The organism is Afipia sp. GW823-FHT06G09 (assembly GCF_058794875.1).
On sequence record NZ_JBXAHF010000002.1, the window covers coordinates 729,179 to 741,668 of the forward strand.

Below are 12,490 nucleotides of genomic sequence, written 5' to 3' on the forward strand. Positions count from 1 at the left end.
TCATAAGACATGCGGCAGGCGAGGATCACGTGACCATAGTCGAGCAAGGCAACGGACCGGCGGCGATGACGCCCCCCGACCTCATCAAGGACACCACGACCCAGACCTTCGTCAAGGACGTCATCGAGGAATCGAAGCGCCAGCCGGTGCTGATCGACTTCTGGGCGCCATGGTGCGGCCCCTGCAAGCAGCTGACGCCGAGCCTTGAAAAGGCCGTCCGAGCCGCCAAGGGCAAGGTCAAGCTGGTCAAGATGAACATCGACGAGCATCCCGCGATTCCGGGGCAAATGGGCATCCAGTCGATCCCGGCCGTCATCGCCTTCGTCAACGGCCAGCCGGCCGACGGCTTCATGGGCGCGGTGCCTGAAAGCCAGGTCACGGCCTTTATCGACAAGCTGACCCAGGGCATGCCTTCGCCGGAAGGCGACATCGCCGAGGTCCTCAACGAGGCGGAGGCCGCGATGGCGGCAGGCGATGCGGCGACTGCCGCCTCGATCTACGCCGAAGTGCTCAGTGTCGACGCCACCAATCTCACCGCACTTGCCGGTCTCGCGCGGTGCTATGTCGCGACCGGTGCACTGGAGCAGGCCAGGCAGACGCTGGCCCTGGTGCCGGAGTCCAAGCGCAACGATGCCGCGATCTCCGCGGTGCAGACCATGCTCGATCTCGCCGAGCAGGCAAAGTCAGTCGGCCCTGTCGCAGAACTCGAGCAGAAAGTCGCCGCCAACCCGCTGGATCATCAGGCGCGTTTCGATCTCGCCGTCGCACTCAACGCCGGCGGCAAGCGCGCCGAGGCGGCCAGCCACCTGCTGGACATCGTCAAGCGCGACCGCAAGTGGGACGATGACGGTGCACGCAAAAAGCTCGTACAGTTCTTCGAAGCATGGGGGGCGGACGACGACGCGACCGTTGACAGCCGCAAACGCTTGTCGACGATCCTTTTCTCCTGAAACTCCGATGGGGTTTCTTGCGCCTGAGTGAGGGAAGCGGATGCCGATTAACGCCGAATACCGTGGGCCCGCCGATCTGCCGAAAATCATTCCGGTGTTTCCGCTGCCGGGAGCGTTGTTGCTGCCGCGCGGCCAGATGCCGTTGAATATTTTCGAGCCGCGCTATCTTCAGATGGTGGATGACGCCTTCCGCGACGGCCACCGCCTGATCGGAATGATCCAGCCCGATGTCACCCATTCCCAGAGCAGCGAACGGCCCTCGCTGTTCAAGGTCGGCTGTGTCGGGCGAATCACGCAACTCGCCGAGTCGGGCGACGGCCGCTACATTCTCGAGCTGACCGGCATTGCACGCTTCAAGGTGATGGAGGAGAAGACGGTTCTCACGCCCTATCGCCAGTGCCGCGTGGACTTTTCCGAATTCGTCGACGATTTCATCGCACGCAAAGGCGAGGAAAATGTTGATCGTCAGGCCCTGCTCCAGGCGCTTACGCAATTCCTGAAAGCCAACCAGCTCAAGGTCGATTGGGAAGGCATCGAAAGCGCGCCCAATGAAGCGCTCGTCAATGCGCTGGCGATGATGTCACCCTATGGGCCTGCGGAGAAGCAGGCACTGCTTGAAGCGCCGGATCTCAAAACCCGCGCCGAGATTCTGATCGCGGTGACCGAAATGGATCTCGCCAAGAAGCAGACCACTGGCGATCCACCGCTGCAGTAATTTTTCGAATCTAGTATCCCGCGATCGCCGTCGCGACCACCGCGCTCAGCAAAATCCATCCGAAATGCCGTCCGCGCTTGGCCCAGGCATTGGCCGCAGCCGCGAAGGCGAACACCACGGCCATTGTGACAACGATCCAGTGGCGCGCGGCATCCGATCCCGTCAGCGGGGCCGTCAGCAACAGCACTCCGCCGCCGATCCACGCCACCGTTCCGGTCTGCCAAACAAGGCGCAGCAAGGTTCGAAGCTGCGGAGGCTCAATGATAATCCGGCCATTGCCCGAGGCGAATATTCTGGTTTCGCCAAGCGTTCCGTGAATCAGCGCCACGACGATCGCGAGACATCCCGAGATTTGCAGCAACAGATCGCGCATCGCTCTCTCCTCTCGCCATACATAACTGTATGGCGAACATATCCTGACGCTGGCGCATGTCAATACAGTTATGTATGGTGCTCTCGATGAGAACGTCATCCGCAAAGAACAGCCCCAAAGCTGATCAGCTCTCCGCCACCGACTGGCTCGATCAGGGCCTGATAACGCTGACCCGGAGCGGCTTTACCGCGCTGAAGGCCGAGCCGCTCGCGAAGGCGATGGGTGTCTCGCGCGGCAGCTTCTATTGGCACTTCGCAGATGTCGCAGCGTTCCACACCGCCCTGCTCAAACGCTGGCGCGACATCATGACCGAGCAGATCATCGCCAGGCTCGAACGTTTGCCGGAGGGTGAAAATCCCATCAGCGTGCTGCTGCGCCGCGCGTTCGGCGGCGGCAGGCTTCCGCTGGAGATTGCGGTCCGCACATGGGCGACTGTCGATCCGGCGGCTCGCGCGGCGGTTCATGCCATCGACAGGCGGCGGCTGTCCTACATGGAAAACCAGTTCGCGATGAGAGGGTACTCACCGGCGCTCGCACGTGCCCGTGCTCAGATTCTTTACTGGACGTTTCTGGGCTTTACCCTGTCGGACAGACCGCTGCCGAAAGCGCGGCAAGATGAAATTCTCGAGGATCTGATCAGGATCGCCAACACACCGGAATAAGGACTGCGACAACGGAACCGGCCGGCCAGTTGATCCGGGCCGTGTTGGGTGTGATACAAAGACCGAGGCAATGCGTTGCCAAAGTATGGATGTGGAGTTGACCTATGACCTCGCCGTCTGAGCGGCCCGAAAGCGGCGTCGATCCCAAATTGCTGGAAATTCTGGTGTGCCCGCAGACCAAGGGGCCGCTGGAGTTCGACAGCGCGCGGCAGGAACTGATCTCGCGCTCGGCCAAGCTCGCCTATCCGATCCGCGATGGCATCCCGATCATGCTGCCGGAAGAAGCGCGCCGGATCGATTAAGAGCGGACCGCGCGACCCAGAACATCGCCGCCGAAGCGATGCCTTGCCCATAACACCGGAGACGCCCGATGCGACCCTTCGCCCTCGAACGCTGGCACGACTTCATCAAGGCTCATGACGAGAAGGCGCTGTGGGACCTGCTGCACCCTGACGCCGTGTTTGAAAGTCCGGTCGTCCATACGCCGCAGCGCGGACGTGACATCACATTTAAATATCTGGCCAGCGCCGGAACGGTGCTCGGCGGCCCCGGCTTCAAATATCTGAACGAGTGGCGCAACGAGAACGGCGCGGTGCTCGAATTCGAGAACGAAGTCGAAGGCATCAAGATCAATGGCGTCGACATCATCACCTTCAGCGATGACGGGCGCCAGATCACGCATTTCAAGGTGATGGTCCGCCCGCTGAAGGCGATCAACCTGCTGCATCGCCTGATGGGCGAACAACTGGCGAAGGCGGCCGCCGGATGATTCTTCGTCATTGCGAGCGAAGCGAAGCAATCCACGTTTGAACCAGAAAGAAAACTGGATTGCTTCGTCGCAAGTGCTCCTCGCAATGACGCAACTACAGCGCCTCGCCGCGCAGCAGCCGCGGCACTTCACCGGACAGGCCCGCGGCCTGACGGATGAAGGCGCTTTTCAGCGGCGGCACGCGATCCACCAGCCCGAGACCGATGTCGCGCACCGTGCGCAGCAGCGCCGACTTGTTCGAGAACAGCATGTTCAGCGAGTTGGTGGCGACGCCCATCGCCACCGTGTCGAACCGCCGCCAGCGCTGATAGCGCTCCAGCACATCGGCCTGTCCGTGATCGATGCCGAGCCGCGCCGCATCGACGATCACTTCCGCCAGCGCCGCCGCATCCTTCAGGCCCATGTTGAGCCCCTGCCCTGCGATCGGATGGATCACATGGGCGGCGTCGCCGACCAGCGCGAGGCGCTCCGCGATGAACGACCGCGCCACGAAATAGCCGAGCGGAAAGGCGCGCGGTTTGTCGAGCGCCTTCACCTCGCCGAGATGCAGACCGAACCGCCGCTCGAGTTCGGCCTGGAATTCATTGTCGGGCAGTTCAACGATCCGCGCAGCCTCGCGGCGGCTTTCGGTCCAGACCAGCGATGAGCGATTATTCTTCAGCGGCAGAATCGCGAACGGGCCCGCAGGCAGGAAATGTTCTTCGGCGCGGCCCTGATGATCGCGCTCGTGTCCGACGGTGACGACAATGCCGGATTGATCGTAGTCCCATCCATGGGTCGCAATGCCGGCGCGCTCGCGCAGTTTCGACTTTGCACCGTCGGCAGCAACCAGAAGCGAAGCATCGATGACGCGGCCATCGCTCAATGTGACGCGCGTGCCTTCGGCATTCGATTCATAGGCAGAAACTGCGACGGCGTTGAGCTCAACGCCTTCCGCTTCCGCGCGCGTCACCAGTGCATTGATCAGATGCCGGTTCTCGACCATGTGCGCGAACGGCTCGCCGGGCTCGACCTCGCCGGCGAATGTCAGGAAGACAGGCCGGGTCGCGTCGCCGAGATTCGAATCTGTCACCACCATGTCGAGGATCGGCTGGGCGCTCTCGGCCACCTGATCCCAGACGCCGACCACTTCAAACAGGCGGCGGCAGGCGGCCACGATCGCGGATGCGCGCGGATCGCGGCTCGGCCGCATGGCAAAGGCGGGATCTGCAACAACGATCGGAACGTCGGGGCCAAGACCCTGCCGCAGCGCCAGCGCCAGCCCCAGCCCGGCGAATGCGCCTCCACCGATCACGATACTTCGTTGTGACGACATAAAGTCCGAACTTTCATAGGTGCATTTCGTTTCATGGCCGCCCTTGCCTCAGGCCCGGCCATGGGGGAAATATGCCCCGTGAATGGGTTTATCAGGGTTTGCGGGTCACCGGAAACCCGCTCGCCTTACCTGTAGGCCGAAGATCGGAACATCGTGAATGTCGAAAAGCCTGATTGATCTGTTGTCGATCCTCGATATCGAGCAACTCGAAGTGAACATGTTCCGCGGCGTCAGTCCCAAGACGCGCTGGCAGCGTGTGTTCGGCGGGCAGGTGATCGGTCAGGCGATGGTAGCGGCCTGCCGCACCGTCGAGAATGTCGAGAAGCGGCTGCCGCATTCGCTGCACTGCTATTTCATCCTGCCCGGCGACCCGCAGATTCCGATCGTCTACGAGGTCGAGCGGCTGCGCGACGGCAAAAGCTATTCGACGCGGCGCGTCACCGCGATCCAGCACGGCAACGCGATCTTCTCGATCATGGTGTCGTTCCACGCCGAGGAAGAAGGCTCGTTCAATCATCAGGACAAGATGCCCGACGTTCCGCCGCCGGAAAAACTCACAGCGGAGGAAGTCTCCAAGCAGCCGATGTTCAAGGAGATGCCGGAGTTCATCCGGCGCTACTATGAATCAGACCGGCCGATTGAATTGCGCCCGGTCGAACTCGGCCGCTACTTCGGCCACAAGATCGACGACGGCCGCATCCATATCTGGATTCGCACCGTTGCCAAACTGCCCGACGATCCGGCGCTGCACATGTGCGCGCTGGCCTACGCGTCGGACTTCTCGCTGCTGGATGCGGTGATGGCGCGTTACGGTCGCACGCTGTTCGATCAGCGCATGATGCCTGCGAGCCTCGATCACGCGATGTGGTTTCACCGCCCGTTCCGCGCCGACGAATGGCTGCTCTACAGCCAAGACTCTCCGAGCGCGCAGGGCGGCCGCGGCCTGACGCGCGGGCTGATCTTCAAGCAGGACGGAACACTGGTCGCCTCCGTCGCGCAGGAAGGCTCGGTGCGCGAGCGCAAGGAAAAGCCGGTTCAGGCATGATCCCGAAAAGTGGGAACCGGTTTTCGGATCAGATCATGCCCGAGTAAAAGAAACCGACGCTGGCTAACTTTCGCATCATCGCGTTGTGTTACGCCAGCCGTTCTTCCGCAGAAAACTGCGAAACGTACCAGCGGGTGTACCAGCTCATCACCCATGGAATCGGAATGATCAGCACGCAGCCGATTGAGAACACCAGCGTTCGCCACAGCACCTCAAGTCCTGTCGCGTTGAACGAAATGGCGCGCCGCGTGCCGCCGATGTTGGCGCAGATCCACCGCATCCAGTAGACGACAACCCAGGCCCAGCCGATGATGGTGATGAAAGACAGCGCCATCAGAAGATACCAGCCGATATAGACCCAAGGGCTGCCGTCGAAACTGATCTGGAGCGGACGGCCCTCCGATGTGATGTTCGCCATCACCCAGCGCACCGTCATCCACGACAGATACGCCTGAACCGGGAATAACAGGTATTCAAGATAGGGAATGCCAAGGAGCCCGACATACGTCATCAGCGCCAGCCCGACAAACACATACCAGATGTCGAGCGGCTTGCCGGTGAAGCCGAGATAACCTCGCTGCGGCACATGAATGCGCGAGACGATCCAGCCGTAGAAGCTCGCCGCCACCCATGGCGCCGGAACGACCAGCAGGAATCCGATCACGAAAACCAGTGCGCGGCCAAGCATCTCCCAGATGCCGATGTCGATCGAAAACGATCCGCCGGACGGATCGCCATTGGCGGAGGGGACCGATGCGCCGGGGCGCGGAATTGCCGGCGGCGCAACTCCGCCAGAAAGCAGCCCCGGAATATCGCCGGCATATTTCCAGTCCTGCATGCCGTCGGCCCACACATAAGTGTCCGGCTTGATGCTTCCCCGCGCGATCAGATCTCGAAATTCGTCTTCGGAATACGGGCCTTCCTGCTTATCCCCGGCAGCAACAAACCAAGATCGGCCCGGCATGATATTTCCTTTGTTTGTGGGACAACGGAGCGCCGGACCAGCCGCGAGGAAATCCTGCGGCATCAATGGCAATCGGTCTCAGCCCCCCGAGACGGCGGATGCTACAAACGGACCGCGCTTTGCCGCAACGGTTTTCAATCGAACCTGCATATTTTTCTGCCCGATTGCCCAAAAAGGTAGCGGTTTCGCGCGGGCCCGAGTAAAGACTCGTGACGCTGCCGCACTGATTTTAAGGGATGAAGCGCTCCATGAAGCTGATCACCGCCATCATCAAGCCCTTCAAGCTTGAGGAGGTTCGTCTGGCCCTGACCGAAATCGGCGTGCACGGCATGACCGTGACCGAGGTGAAGGGTTTCGGCCGCCAGAAGGGCCACACCGAAATCTACCGAGGCGCAGAGTACATCGTGAACTTCCTACCCAAGCTGCGGATCGAGATCGCGGTCGGGTCCGACCTCGCCGACAAGGCTGTGCAGGTCATCACCGCCGGTGCGCGCACCGGCCAGATCGGTGACGGCAAGGTTTTCGTCACGCCGATTGAAAATGCCGTCCGCATCCGGACCGGCGAGACCGATAACGACGCACTTTGATTTTTATTTTCTAGAGTCAGCATCACCAAGCGACTGCAGCGGCGCACGCGAGACGCCGCAAGGTCTTCCTAGCCGGGGGGATTACCATGTTGAGATTGCCGCGTGCGGTCGCACATTTTGCGACGGCGGTTTCTGCTGCGGGCTTCGCCCTTGCATCTGCAACGCCGGCCCTCGCTGAAACCGTCAAGATCGATGCCGCCGATACGGCGTGGATGATCACGGCGACCGCGCTCGTGCTGATGATGACGATACCGGGTCTTGCGCTGTTCTATGCTGGTATGGTGCGCAAGAAAAACGTGCTGGCGACCATGGCGCAAAGCCTGATCGCAGTGGCGCTGATTTCCATTCTGTGGGTGATCTACGGTTACAGCCTGGTGTTCGTCGGCGACGGCGCCTGGCTCGGCACGCTGGAACGCTTCCTGCTGGCCGGCATGACGATGGACGGCGTCAATAGTGCCGCGAAGACCATTCCGGAAGCGCTGTTCGTGATCTACCAGATGACCTTCGCAATCATCACTGTCGCGCTGGTGGCGGGATCGGTTGCGGACCGCATGCGCTTTTCATCCTACGTCCTGTTTTGCATCGGCTGGTTTACGGTCGTGTACATTCCGCTCGCGCACTGGGTGTGGGGCGGCGGCTTTCTCGCGCAGGCTGGCGTTCTCGATTTTGCCGGCGGTCTCGTGGTCCATCTCAGCGCCGGCACCGCAGGCCTCGTCGCCGCAGTCGTGATGGGACGCCGCCGCGGCTACGGCACCGAGAACCTTGCGCCCTACGATCTGTCGCTCGCCGTGATCGGCACCGGCCTGTTGTGGGTCGGCTGGTTCGGCTTCAACGGCGGCTCGGCCTTGCAGGCCAACTCGCGCGCCGTGATGGCGATCCTCGCAACCCATCTGGCCGCCTGCGCCGGCGCACTGACATGGACCGCGATCGAATGGCTGATGCGGCGCAAGCCCTCGGTGCTCGGCATGATCTCCGGCGCCGTTGCCGGACTCGGCACCATTACGCCCGCCTCGGGCTTCGTGGAGCCCTGGCATGGCATCGTGATCGGTGTGGTGGCCGGCGTGGTTTGTTTCTGGGCCTGCACCAGCCTCAAGCACCGCTTCAACTATGACGACACGCTCGACGTGTTCGGCATCCACGGCATCGGCGGGCTGCTGGGCACCCTGATGACCGGCATCTTCGCCACCGCCGCCATTGGCGGGACCGCTGGGCTGATCGAGGGCAATCCCAGGCTGCTGCTGACCCAGGCCTATGGCGTGGCCGTTGTGTTCGTTTGGACGGGCGGGATGACGTTCGTCTTGCTCAAAATGGTCGACATGCTGGCGGGCCTGCGGGTTCCGCACGAGCATGAGGTCGAAGGGCTCGACATCACCCAGCACGGCGAAGCGCTCCAATAATCGCCCCATTTGGATTTGGTCTCGACTGTCGGGGCTTAGATACCTTTTGCTTGTCTGATGGGCACGAATGTGTCGGCGGTCTGGTGTGCCTATGTTTTTGGCACCCCTGTCGCTCTTTTAGGCGCGACAAAATAGCCCAATTTCTCCGCGCCCCCGCCAAAGCCAAAAACCGTTGGATTCATAAATCGTTAGGGAATTTGGCGGTGTTGGCACGGCATTTGATTCTATGGGACCCGGCTGGTGCCCGTGGAGTGATCTGTCTTCGCGCGGTGACCCTCAGTCGAGAACGCCCGGTCCGTACGACCGGGCCCAAGCGGGGAAGTACCCATGAAAATTGTTATGGCCATCATCAAGCCATTCAAGCTGGAAGAGGTCCGTGATGCCCTGACCGCCATCGGCGTTCACGGTCTCACGGTGACGGAAGTCAAGGGATATGGCCGCCAGAAAGGCCACACGGAAATCTACCGCGGCGCTGAATACGCCGTCAGTTTCCTGCCCAAGATCAAGATCGAGGTCGCTGTCGCCTCGTCCCAAGTCGACAAGACCATCGAAGCGATCACCGGCGCTGCAAAGACCGGCCAGATCGGCGACGGCAAAATCTTCGTCATCAATCTCGACCATGCGGTTCGCATCCGCACGGGCGAGGCCGATGACGCGGCGCTCTGATTTCGCGCAAACCTCATCTTATCAGGAGTACAAACAAATGACGTTCAAGCGTCCCACCAGCGCGGGATTGGCAGCTCTCGCCGTCGGCCTCTTCGCTACGACAGCCGCCTACGCCGCGCCAACCGTCAACAAGGGCGATAATGCCTGGATGATGACAGCAACAGTTCTCGTGCTGTTGATGACTATCCCGGGCCTCGCGCTGTTCTACGGCGGCCTCGTCCGCTCCAAGAACATGCTGTCCGTGCTGATGCAGGTTTTCTACACCGTCTGCATCGTCTGCGTGATCTGGGCCCTCTACGGCTACAGCCTCGCATTCACCGGCGGTTCGGATTTCATCGGCGGCTTCTCCAAAGCCTTTATGTCCGGCATCACGACCGACTCGATGGCGGCGACGTTCTCGGTCGATGCCAACATCTCGGAAATGATCTATTTCTGCTTCCAGATGACCTTCGCCGCGATCACGCCGGCCCTCATCGTCGGCGCCTTTGCCGAACGTATGAAGTTCGCAGCTATCGCGCTGTTCATCCCGCTCTGGGTGACGCTGATCTACTTCCCGATGGCCCACATGGTTTGGTACTGGGCCGGACCGGACGCGATCAGCGATGCAGCCAAGGCCCTGGCAGCCGCGGCTGACGGCGCTGCAAAGACTGCAGCACAGGCGAAACTCGACGAGGTGATGGCTGACGGCGGCTTCCTGTTCAAGAAGGGTGCCCTCGACTTCGCAGGCGGCACGGTGGTGCACATCAACGCCGGCATCGCAGGTCTCGTCGGCGCGCTCCTGATCGGCAAACGCACCGGCTACGGCAAGGAGCTGATGGCTCCGCACTCGCTGACCATGACCATGATCGGCGCTTCGCTGCTCTGGGTGGGCTGGTTCGGCTTCAACGCCGGATCGAACCTCGAAGCTTCGGGCGGCGCTGCTCTCGCGATGACCAACTCCTTCCTGGCAACCGCTGCTGCGGCCCTGTCCTGGATGTTCGCGGAGTGGATGATCAAGGGCCATCCGTCAGTGCTCGGCGCGTTGTCGGGTGCGGTCGCGGGTCTGGTTGCCGTCACTCCTGCTTGCGGCTTCGCAGGTCCGATGGGCGCGATCGTGCTCGGTCTCGTCGTCGGCGTCGTCTGCCTGTTCTTCTGTACGGTTGTGAAGAACGCGCTCGGCTATGACGACTCGCTCGACGTGTTCGGCGTCCACTGCATCGGCGGCATCGTCGGCGCTCTCGGCACCGGCATCCTGGTCAACCCTGCCCTCGGCGGCACCGGCGTCATGGACTACGTCACCGGCAAGATCGGCGACTACGACATGGTCGCTCAGATGATCTCGCAGAGCTGGGGCGTGGGCACCACGCTGCTGTTCTCGGGCATCGGTTCGGCGATCATCTACAAGGTCGTCGACGTGATCGTCGGTCTGCGCGTTCCGGTCGAGCAGGAGCGCGAAGGTCTGGATCTCACCGACCACACCGAGCGCGCCTACAACATGTAAGCGACCTGCCGCGATCCTTACGGGTCGCGGCGACTTCTCTGGTGAGCATGATCTTATCGGAAAACCGGTTTCCACTTTTCCGGATCATGCTTCTGAACAACGGTTGGGGCACAAACCCGGCAATGCCCCGTCCGTCGGAGGGCCCCAGCGCAAGCTGGGGCCCTTACTTTTTCAGACAGGTTCATCTCTCGGGGAGCGCGGTAAACCATGCCCGCGCCGCGATGGTTAATCGCGTCTTAACCTCGCCGCACCTATGGTGACGTGATCACATCCTGCGTGGCCCCCTGACCGACCCGCAGGATCGACGGACCTTACTAGTGCTGGCGTTTTTCGAATGGCCATGACCGCTTCTTCCCGCTCGGCTTCCGCCGCCGGCGCCCAAGACGGCGAGCGCTCGCCGTTTGCCCGGCTGACCGAGCTGCTAACCGCCTATTCCCCCGGTAAGCCATTGATAAATATGTCGATTGGGGAGCCACAGCATCCGGTGCCGGGTTTTGTCGGACCGGTGCTGGCCAGCCATATCAACGACTTCGGCCGCTACCCGATTGCCAAAGGCATCGAGCCGTTCCGGCAGGCCGCCGCCGCTTGGGTTTCCCGGCGATTCGCCCTGGCCAAGGCCATCGATCCCGACACCGAAATTCTGGTGCTCAACGGCAGCCGGGAGGGGCTGTTTTTCGCAGCAATCGCCGCCGCGCGCTATGTCAGCCCCCGCAAGGGCACGCCCGCGATCCTGATGCCCAACCCGTTCTATCCCGCCTATGCGGCCGGTGCGCGGGCCGCCGGATGTGAAGCGATCTTCTTGCCGACCACGCGCGAGAACGGCTTTCTGCCCGATCTCGAGTCGCTGAGCGCGGAAACGCTCGACCGCACCGTCGCCTTCTATCTTGCCTCGCCCGCAAACCCGCAAGGCTCGGTGCCATCGCGCGCCTACTTCGACCGCGTGAAGCAGCTCGCCGACCGTCACGGCTTCATCGTGCTCAGCGACGAATGCTATTCCGAAATCTACACCGGCGAAGCGCCGGGCAGCATGCTCGCCTCCGCCGGAAACGACTTCGCCAACGTGGTCGCGTTCCAGTCGCTGTCGAAGCGATCGAACCTGCCGGGCCTCCGCGTCGGCTTCGTTGCCGGCGACAGGAATTTTCTCGCGCGCTTCCATGAACTGCGCAACGTCGCGGCGCCTCAGGTGCCGGTCCCGCTGCAGCATGTCGCCGTCGCCGCCTATGGCGACGAGACTCATGTCGATGCGAACCGCAGGCTCTACCGGATCAAGTTCGACCTCGCGGACCAGATTCTCGGCAACCGCTTCGGTTACCGGCGGCCCGCGGGCGGCTTCTGCATCTGGCTGGATGTCTCCGCGCATGGCGGCGACGAAGCGGCGACGGTGAAGCTTTTCAAGGAAGGCGGCGTGCGCGTTATCCCCGGAAGTTATCTGGCGCGGCCGCAGGCAGATGGCAGCAACCCCGGCGCCGGATACATCCGAGTCGCCTTGGTGCAACAGGACAGTGAAACAACGGCTGAGGCGTTGCACCGTATGGTCGACGTCCTGAACGAAGCTCGGGGCTCGTAA

At 62.0% G+C, this 12,490-nt stretch carries 14 protein-coding genes; 11 read left to right on the plus strand and 3 right to left on the minus strand.

Going from position 1 to position 12,490, the window contains the following annotated elements; genetic code table 11:
- Positions 1 to 29 precede the first annotated feature (29 nt).
- The gene (trxA, locus tag AC1Q67_RS11095) at positions 30 to 950 is read left to right on the plus strand and encodes a thioredoxin (protein ID WP_024576819.1); all 921 of its coding nucleotides are present in this window, start codon (positions 30 to 32) and stop codon (positions 948 to 950) included.
- Positions 951 to 990: 40 nt separating this feature from the next.
- Positions 991 to 1,665, plus strand: coding sequence for an LON peptidase substrate-binding domain-containing protein (locus tag AC1Q67_RS11100; protein ID WP_024576818.1), 675 nt, complete (start codon positions 991 to 993; stop codon positions 1,663 to 1,665).
- Between the two features lie 10 nt (positions 1,666 to 1,675).
- Here AC1Q67_RS11100 and AC1Q67_RS11105 read toward each other — a convergent pair whose 3' ends face one another.
- Positions 1,676 to 2,038 (minus strand): hypothetical protein, encoded by a 363-nt coding sequence (locus AC1Q67_RS11105; RefSeq protein WP_492234087.1) that lies wholly within the window; start codon positions 2,036 to 2,038, stop codon positions 1,676 to 1,678.
- 86 nt (positions 2,039 to 2,124) lie between these two features.
- Here AC1Q67_RS11105 and AC1Q67_RS11110 point away from each other — a divergent pair, with 86 nt between their 5' ends.
- The 3 genes from AC1Q67_RS11110 (at position 2,125) to AC1Q67_RS11120 (ending at position 3,469) form a co-directional block, all read left to right on the plus strand.
- Positions 2,125 to 2,700: a TetR/AcrR family transcriptional regulator gene (locus AC1Q67_RS11110; RefSeq protein ID WP_492234086.1), complete on the plus strand. Its 576-nt coding sequence runs from the start codon at positions 2,125 to 2,127 to the stop codon at positions 2,698 to 2,700.
- Between the two features lie 104 nt (positions 2,701 to 2,804).
- Positions 2,805 to 3,002: a Trm112 family protein gene (locus AC1Q67_RS11115; RefSeq protein ID WP_019199222.1), complete on the plus strand. Its 198-nt coding sequence runs from the start codon at positions 2,805 to 2,807 to the stop codon at positions 3,000 to 3,002.
- 68 nt (positions 3,003 to 3,070) lie between these two features.
- Positions 3,071 to 3,469 carry a nuclear transport factor 2 family protein gene (locus tag AC1Q67_RS11120; protein ID WP_492234085.1) on the plus strand — a complete coding sequence of 133 codons (399 nt, stop codon included), beginning with the start codon at positions 3,071 to 3,073 and terminating at the stop codon, positions 3,467 to 3,469.
- Positions 3,470 to 3,563: 94 nt separating this feature from the next.
- On the opposite strand, the gene AC1Q67_RS11125 is transcribed toward AC1Q67_RS11120, so the two are convergent.
- Positions 3,564 to 4,784 carry a ubiquinone biosynthesis hydroxylase gene (locus AC1Q67_RS11125; protein ID WP_492234084.1) on the minus strand — a complete coding sequence of 407 codons (1,221 nt, stop codon included), beginning with the start codon at positions 4,782 to 4,784 and terminating at the stop codon, positions 3,564 to 3,566.
- Between the two features lie 157 nt (positions 4,785 to 4,941).
- Here AC1Q67_RS11125 and tesB point away from each other — a divergent pair, with 157 nt between their 5' ends.
- Complete coding sequence (tesB, locus tag AC1Q67_RS11130; protein ID WP_492234083.1) at positions 4,942 to 5,829, plus strand: acyl-CoA thioesterase II; 888 nt, start codon at positions 4,942 to 4,944, stop codon at positions 5,827 to 5,829.
- 88 nt (positions 5,830 to 5,917) lie between these two features.
- Here tesB and AC1Q67_RS11135 read toward each other — a convergent pair whose 3' ends face one another.
- On the minus strand, positions 5,918 to 6,793 hold the full coding sequence (locus AC1Q67_RS11135; RefSeq protein ID WP_024576811.1) for a DUF4339 domain-containing protein: 876 nt from the start codon (positions 6,791 to 6,793) through the stop codon (positions 5,918 to 5,920).
- Positions 6,794 to 7,041: 248 nt separating this feature from the next.
- Between AC1Q67_RS11135 and AC1Q67_RS11140 the strand changes: the two genes are divergently transcribed.
- The 5 genes from AC1Q67_RS11140 to AC1Q67_RS11160 all read left to right on the plus strand — a co-directional run bounded on the left by AC1Q67_RS11140 (position 7,042) and on the right by AC1Q67_RS11160 (position 12,490).
- Positions 7,042 to 7,380 carry a P-II family nitrogen regulator gene (locus AC1Q67_RS11140; protein WP_024576810.1) on the plus strand — a complete coding sequence of 113 codons (339 nt, stop codon included), beginning with the start codon at positions 7,042 to 7,044 and terminating at the stop codon, positions 7,378 to 7,380.
- Positions 7,381 to 7,466: 86 nt separating this feature from the next.
- Positions 7,467 to 8,777 carry an ammonium transporter gene (locus tag AC1Q67_RS11145; protein WP_492234082.1) on the plus strand — a complete coding sequence of 437 codons (1,311 nt, stop codon included), beginning with the start codon at positions 7,467 to 7,469 and terminating at the stop codon, positions 8,775 to 8,777.
- Positions 8,778 to 9,104: 327 nt separating this feature from the next.
- Positions 9,105 to 9,443: a P-II family nitrogen regulator gene (locus AC1Q67_RS11150; protein ID WP_002713927.1), complete on the plus strand. Its 339-nt coding sequence runs from the start codon at positions 9,105 to 9,107 to the stop codon at positions 9,441 to 9,443.
- A gap of 37 nt (positions 9,444 to 9,480) precedes the next feature.
- On the plus strand, positions 9,481 to 10,923 hold the full coding sequence (locus tag AC1Q67_RS11155) for an ammonium transporter (RefSeq protein WP_024576808.1): 1,443 nt from the start codon (positions 9,481 to 9,483) through the stop codon (positions 10,921 to 10,923).
- Positions 10,924 to 11,257: 334 nt separating this feature from the next.
- Positions 11,258 to 12,490: an aminotransferase class I/II-fold pyridoxal phosphate-dependent enzyme gene (locus tag AC1Q67_RS11160; protein ID WP_492234081.1), complete on the plus strand. Its 1,233-nt coding sequence runs from the start codon at positions 11,258 to 11,260 to the stop codon at positions 12,488 to 12,490.